Annotated in this window: 6 protein-coding genes and 1 rRNA gene; 3 read left to right on the forward strand and 4 right to left on the reverse strand. The window is 34.4% G+C overall.

From position 1 onward, the window contains the following. Positions 1 to 64: 64 nt before the first annotated feature. Together BUB25_RS09245 and BUB25_RS09250 are read right to left on the reverse strand one after the other, a co-directional pair. Positions 65 to 1,345, reverse strand: a complete 1,281-nt coding sequence (locus BUB25_RS09245) for a glucose-1-phosphate adenylyltransferase (RefSeq protein WP_072943315.1) — start codon at positions 1,343 to 1,345, stop codon at positions 65 to 67. A gap of 88 nt (positions 1,346 to 1,433) precedes the next feature. Further along, complete coding sequence (locus BUB25_RS09250) at positions 1,434 to 2,855, reverse strand: glycogen synthase (RefSeq protein WP_072943317.1); 1,422 nt, start codon at positions 2,853 to 2,855, stop codon at positions 1,434 to 1,436. 190 nt (positions 2,856 to 3,045) lie between these two features. On the opposite strand from BUB25_RS09250, the gene BUB25_RS09255 reads away from it, so the two are divergent. The 3 genes from BUB25_RS09255 to BUB25_RS09265 are packed head-to-tail and all read left to right on the forward strand — an operon-like array spanning position 3,046 to position 4,972. Beyond that, positions 3,046 to 3,912, forward strand: coding sequence for an alpha/beta fold hydrolase (locus BUB25_RS09255; protein ID WP_072943319.1), 867 nt, complete (start codon positions 3,046 to 3,048; stop codon positions 3,910 to 3,912). A gap of 22 nt (positions 3,913 to 3,934) precedes the next feature. Continuing rightward, a complete protein-coding gene (gene msrB / locus BUB25_RS09260) occupies positions 3,935 to 4,327 on the forward strand; it encodes a peptide-methionine (R)-S-oxide reductase MsrB (protein ID WP_072943321.1) in 393 nt (130 codons plus the stop codon). A gap of 3 nt (positions 4,328 to 4,330) precedes the next feature. Beyond that, positions 4,331 to 4,972, forward strand: a complete 642-nt coding sequence (locus BUB25_RS09265; RefSeq protein WP_072943324.1) for an endonuclease III domain-containing protein — start codon at positions 4,331 to 4,333, stop codon at positions 4,970 to 4,972. 10 nt (positions 4,973 to 4,982) lie between these two features. Here BUB25_RS09265 and BUB25_RS09270 read toward each other — a convergent pair whose 3' ends face one another. Both BUB25_RS09270 and rrf read right to left on the reverse strand, forming a co-directional pair. After that, a complete protein-coding gene (locus BUB25_RS09270; protein ID WP_072943327.1) occupies positions 4,983 to 5,963 on the reverse strand; it encodes a M20/M25/M40 family metallo-hydrolase in 981 nt (326 codons plus the stop codon). Between the two features lie 172 nt (positions 5,964 to 6,135). After that, positions 6,136 to 6,226 (reverse strand): 5S ribosomal RNA (gene rrf / locus BUB25_RS09275); the annotation flags it as partial.

A 6,226-nucleotide genomic window follows, 5' to 3' on the forward strand; every position in this document is an offset into this window, starting at 1 on the left:
TGTTGTTGTTTTTATCTTTTTCGATAAAAATTAGAATCCTTAATTATGAAACAAATCTACATCCTCAACCGATTTGATAATTATCCGGAAGAACAGCCCCTTTTTTTACGACAACAATTCCATCCTTTATCGCATATAATTCATTGGAGAAATCAGCCAAATGCGCTCCTCCTTTGATATAAACCTCATTCCCTATTCGGCAGTTTTTATCTACCAAAGCATTGCTTATAAAACATCTTTCTCCAATACCCACCAATATTTTTCCATTCTTGATATCCTCGTTCATTTCTTCTATGGTTTGATAAAAATCATTTCCCATAATATAACAATTTTGGATAATCGTTTCTTCGCCTATTCTGGATCGAATTCCTATCACCGAACTCTTAATTTCTTTGGCATTCAAAATACAGCCCTCAGAAATCAAGGATTTTTCGATTAATGTATTTTTAAATTTGGATGGAGGCAATAAACGCGGTCTGGTAAAAATTTTATTATCATCGTCAAATAAATTAAAAACCGGTAAATCTGTTGTTAGTCCAATATTAGCTTCAAAGAAAGAATCGATATTTCCAATATCTGTCCAATATCCTTCGTATTGATAGCTTAGAATTTTTTGATTCCCTACAGCCTGTGGAATGATTTCTTTACCAAAATCTTTGCTATCAGGATTATCCATTAATTCAACCAGTAATTTTTTGTTGAAAATATAAATACCCATCGACGCTAAATAATGTTTTCCCTCGCTCTTCATTTGCTCACTTACATCCGACTTCCAATCGGATAAAAGTTCCTTAGCGGGTTTTTCAATGAAAGATTCTATAAAACTATCTTTATTTGTTTTTAAAATTCCAAATTCGGGAGCATCTTTGGCATTTACCGGAAGGGTTGCTATGGAAATATCGGCTTCACTTTTAATATGAGCCTCTATCATTTCATTAAAATCCATTTGGTACAATTGATCCCCCGAAAGAATCAAAGCATATTCAAATTGATGGTTCAAAAAGTGTGGCATACATTGCCTTACTGCATCCGCTGTACCCTGAAACCATGTTGGATTATTAGGTGTTTGTTCTGCGGCTAGAATATCTACGAAAGCCTGACTGAAAACACTAAATGAATAGGTGTTTTTTATATGTGCATTTAATGAAGCTGAATTGAATTGCGTGAGCACAAACATGCGATAAATATCGGAATTCAAACAATTCGAAATCGGAATGTCTACTAATCTGTATTTTCCTCCTATGGGTACAGCGGGCTTTGACCTGGTTTCTGTCAGAGGATACAATCTAGAGCCTTGGCCTCCGCCTAGAATAATTGCAATAACATTCTTTTTCCTGTCTTTCATATATAGATAGTTTTAAATTTTAGAAATATGTTATAGGTCATGAAGAGTCATCTTTATTAATGACGGTCTTTCTTAAATCATGGCTATTTCATATTTTGTCCGTTATTAAATGATACAATTCCAAATATTCTTGACACACTCGTTCCCAAGAATGATCGGTTTTCATTCCTAATTCTCTAATTTTATTTAAATGTTCCTTGTCTTTGTATAACTGTATCGCTCTTCTAATCGAATAACAAATATCCCCAACAGAAGCCTGATCGTGACAAATTCCGTTTCCATTATCCCCAAAATCAATTACAGTATCCTTCAAACCACCAGTTCTTCTAACAATGGGAATAGTTCCATATTGCAAGGAATACATTTGGTTTAAACCACAAGGTTCAACCCGCGAAGGCATTAATAAAAAATCGGCGCCTGCATAAATTAGGTGTGCCAATTCTTCGTTATAACCAATAAAAACATTGTAGTTCCCTTTATAATCAACTAATAAACTTTTCAGTTGATTTTCAATTTCTGATTTACCAGAACCTAATACCAAAATATTGATTTCCTTAAAATTTTCAGACAAGGCCAAAGCCGAAGCTTGGGGCAATAAATCACCTCCTTTTTCTTCAAATAATCTTCCTATAAAGCTGAATAATGGTTTTGCAGGATCCAGTTCAAAAAGAGTACAAAGTATCTTTTTATTGATTTGTTTGCCGTTTTCAAAATTCTCGACCGAATAATTTTTCTCTAACATTTTATCTTTGGCCGGATTCCATACTTCAGTATCAATCCCGTTCAGAATTCCCTTTGATTTATAGCGCACTGTATTAAAAAGAGATTCTAATCCATTGGCATAATTGTTAATTTCGTTCAGATAATTTGGTGAAACAGTAGTCACCGCCAAAGCACATTTTATGGCTACTGCCAAGGAATTGATGCAATTATCCCATTCTAAAACATTGACATGGGACAAATCGAATTCGGGTATATAATTCAGTTTATCAAACCCAAACTGTCCTTGATACAAACCGTTGTGAATGGTAATCACCGAAGCTGTATTTGCTAATCTTCTATATTTATCAGAGTAGAGCATCATAAAAGGAATTAATCCCGTATGATGGTCGTGGCAATTGATTATACTCGGAATTTCATCCCTTTGTGCTATCCAATCTAAAACCGCAATTTGAAAAGATAAAAAACGCTCAATATCATCCTCATAACCATAGACTTCGGTTCTGGAAAACTGTTCTGGAATATCAATTAGATACAATTGAAAGCCTAATTTGTCCGTAATTTCTTTAAGTACTTTAAAATGAAAATGATGATTTCCCATTTTAATTTCCCCTTCAAAGACACTGTCAAAATCATGATCCTTTATGAATTTTGTGTCATAACAAGGAATCACAACCCTTAACTGATGACCGGCTTTACTTTGATATTTTGGCAATGCTCCCACAACATCGGCCAGTCCGCCAACTTTTGCCACGGGATAACACTCAGCACTAATATGAAATATTTCCATTGATGAAATTTTATAAACTTTAAATTATAGCTAAAACAATACTACGTTTTAATACTTAATAGTACCTTTCCTCTGTTTTAAATAAATGCTATTTTTACATCATTTTTTTTAAAGAAAAAGAGAGCGTTTTAAGTTTTCTAAATTTAACTAAAAATACATACAAAAAGAACCCAAAATAAATTTTATTAAAATGACAAAAATCAGCCCTAATCCTGAAAAAACACTAAAAATCCCCAGGATTATCATCTTAAGCGGTAAAATAATTGCTTTTTTCTCCCCAAAACTGGTTACTTTATATGCTGCAAAATTATTTACAACTCCCATAAAACATAAAACTCCAAAAAGAGAATTAGAAATGGATCGCAACAGTGTACAACAATTAGTACAAATTCCGGCCGTTGGTAAACAAGTTAATGTCTATCACTATGGAAAAAACAAACCAAAGATTTTACTGGTTCACGGATGGTCCGGGCGCGGAACCCAATTGGTAAAAATTGCCGATGAATTATTAAAATCGGGCTATTCAACCATAAGCTTTGACGCACCAGCTCACGGAAAATCTCCAGGCAACAGTACGATTATGGTCGATTTTATTGCCAGTATTTTAGAATTAGAAAAACAATTTGGTCCTTTTGAAGCGGCAATCGGACATTCTTTGGGAGGAATGTCAGTATTGAATTCGGTAAAAAGTGGACTAAAAATTAATCGTTTAGCCATTATTGGAAGCGGTGATGTTGTACAAGATATTATCGATGATTTTATTGCAAAATTAGAGTTGAAACCCAGCATTGCTACTAGTTTACGTTTGCATTTCGAAAAAAAATACGGAGGAAGTATGGACGACTATTCCGCTTACAAAGCGGCAACAGAAATTACAATTCCGGCTTTAATTGTTCATGATGAAAATGATTGCGAAGTCCCTGTCAAAGCAGGAATTCATATTCATAAACACTTAAAAAACAGTAAAATTTTACTAACAAAAGGCTTGGGGCATCGCAAAATCCTTGGGAATCAGAAGGTAGTTGACAAAGTGGTGCAATTCATCTTAAATAACTAATTTTATACAAACAAAACATACTATGGAATATCCTTTGCAAAAAACTGAAGAACAATGGAAATCCGAATTGGGAGAAGAAAGATATCGTATTCTTCGTCAAAAAGGAACCGAATACCCACACACTGGAAAATACAATCTTACTTTCGAAAAAGGAACCTATTGCTGTGGTGGCTGTGGTGAAACTTTATTTGAAAGTAATTCTAAGTTTGACGCCCATTGTGGTTGGCCTTCTTTTGACGATGCGCTAGCGGGAAAAGTAAAAAATATTTTGGATAAAACGCATGGAATGATCCGAACTGAAATAGTTTGTGCTAACTGTGGTGGGCATCTGGGACATGTTTTTAACGATGGTCCTACTAAATCAGGCCAGCGTTATTGCGTGAATTCATTGTCTATTGATTTTAAAGAAGAATAGAATATGAATTTATTTGGTGACAGCGATAATTGGTCCGAAAAATTAGCCCCAATTCTAAAGCAATACAAAGGTCGAAAACATCCTTTGGACTACCACAATCGATACCAATTGCTCATTATGGTTGTCCTTTCTGCTCAGGATTCGGATGTCAATATTAATTCAATTGCTCCCGCCTTCTTCAAAGCTTACCCAAATATGGAAACTCTTGCGGTTACAAATATTGACAACTTGCTTTTACATATTTCAGGAGTTCAAAACTTTGCGACCAAAGCCAATTGGTTATTAGAAATAGCTCAAAACCTCAAAAAAGACTCGAATATACCTTTGTCTATGGACGGATTGACCGCTTTAAAAGGTATAGGACGAAAATCTGCCAATGTTATCATGCGTGAATCACATGTTCCTGCCGAAGGAATTATGGCTGATTTACACGTGATACGCGTAGCTCCCAGGATAGGCTTAATTCCTGAAACCAAAGATGGCATCAAAACAGAAAAACAATTAATGCAAGTATTTCCAAAAGCCATTTGGGGTGAAATTGGCATGGCTATCTCCTTTCTTGGCAGGGAAATTTGTAGACCAAAACCCAAATGCCCTGTTTGCCCAATCAAAGATATTTGCAAATACTATAAAGAAAATTACTGAATTTTTTATTCTAATCTTGTTTAATGAAATAAAGTTTTTCTTTGTAGTTAGCAATTTCAATTAAAGCATTGTAAATATATTTACTTACCAAGGCACCTCCGTCACTATTAATTAAATCGATATCATCTTCTGGAGTATGATATTGGGGATGCCCACCGGTATGAAAACCAATACTCGAAATGTCACTTTTATAAAATGAAACATGATCCGATCCTCCCACTTCACCAGCATGAATAATTGGATTAAGTCCGCTACCTTCTGCTAATTTCTTCATTAGTTCTACGCCATCAGGAAAAGTTCCGGCACCACCCATATAAATTTGCTTCTCGGTGTTTAGTCTACCCACCATATCCATATTCAACATTACTTTAACGGCATTTTTATCAACAGGTAAATGATTTACAAAATATTTTGACCCAAGCAATCCTTCCTCTTCTCCACTAAAAGAAATGAAAATGATGCTCCTTTTAGTTCTAATCTTAGATTTTGACAATTCTTCCAAAATAGATAGTAAGGCTGCGACACCCGAAGCATTGTCATCTGCCCCATTATGAATTGCAATTGTATCCTTTTTTTTACTGCTTGATCCTTTTCCACCCCATCCCCAATGATCATAATGAGCACCTATAACAATAAATTCATTTTTAAGAGTTATATCTGATCCTTCAATATATCCGACAACATTTTGAGTAGTAACAGTATCCGATTTTACTTTATTAATATCTGGTTTCACAAATAATCTAAAAGACTGATAATAACTATTATCGAATTTTTTTAAACCGTATTTCTTGAAATGCCTTTTTATATAAGCTGCTGCCTTATTATTTCCCTTAGTTCCAGGAAAACGGCCTTCCATTTTATCGGAAGATAAATATTTATCATGTTTGTAAAAAGAATTAGCCTCAATGTTGTTTTGCCCTATTACATTTATATTAAAAAACAGTATTATACTGCCAAGAACGAGAAATCTAGAATTTTGAAAAAATGACATGCGCTGAAAATTAGTTTAATTATTAATTGTTTATTAAAATCTGAATTGTTTGTTTTTCGCAATAGATACTAAAGTATAATAGCTCCCAAATTATTCTTGAAACATCCCTTTTCATAGTAAAAAAAGCATTATATACAAAAAATCCCCATCAAATAATGATGAGGATTCTAAAGAAAGGCGACGACATACTCTCCCACATAACTGCAGTACCATCTGCGCAGGCGGGCTTAACTACTCTGTTCGGGATGGGAAGAGGTGAGCCC

The organism is Flavobacterium granuli (genome assembly GCF_900129705.1).
GTDB lineage: Bacteria > Bacteroidota > Bacteroidia > Flavobacteriales > Flavobacteriaceae > Flavobacterium > Flavobacterium granuli.

Coding starts and splice junctions, on each gene's coding strand:
- BUB25_RS09245 (WP_072943315.1), bottom strand. CDS start 1,345: ATGAAAGACAGGAAAAAGAATGTTATTGCAATTATTCTAGGCGGAGGC.
- BUB25_RS09250 (WP_072943317.1), bottom strand. CDS start 2,855: ATGGAAATATTTCATATTAGTGCTGAGTGTTATCCCGTGGCAAAAGTT.
- BUB25_RS09255 (WP_072943319.1), top strand. CDS start 3,046: ATGACAAAAATCAGCCCTAATCCTGAAAAAACACTAAAAATCCCCAGG.
- msrB (WP_072943321.1), top strand. CDS start 3,935: ATGGAATATCCTTTGCAAAAAACTGAAGAACAATGGAAATCCGAATTG.
- BUB25_RS09265 (WP_072943324.1), top strand. CDS start 4,331: ATGAATTTATTTGGTGACAGCGATAATTGGTCCGAAAAATTAGCCCCA.
- BUB25_RS09270 (WP_072943327.1), bottom strand. CDS start 5,963: ATGTCATTTTTTCAAAATTCTAGATTTCTCGTTCTTGGCAGTATAATA.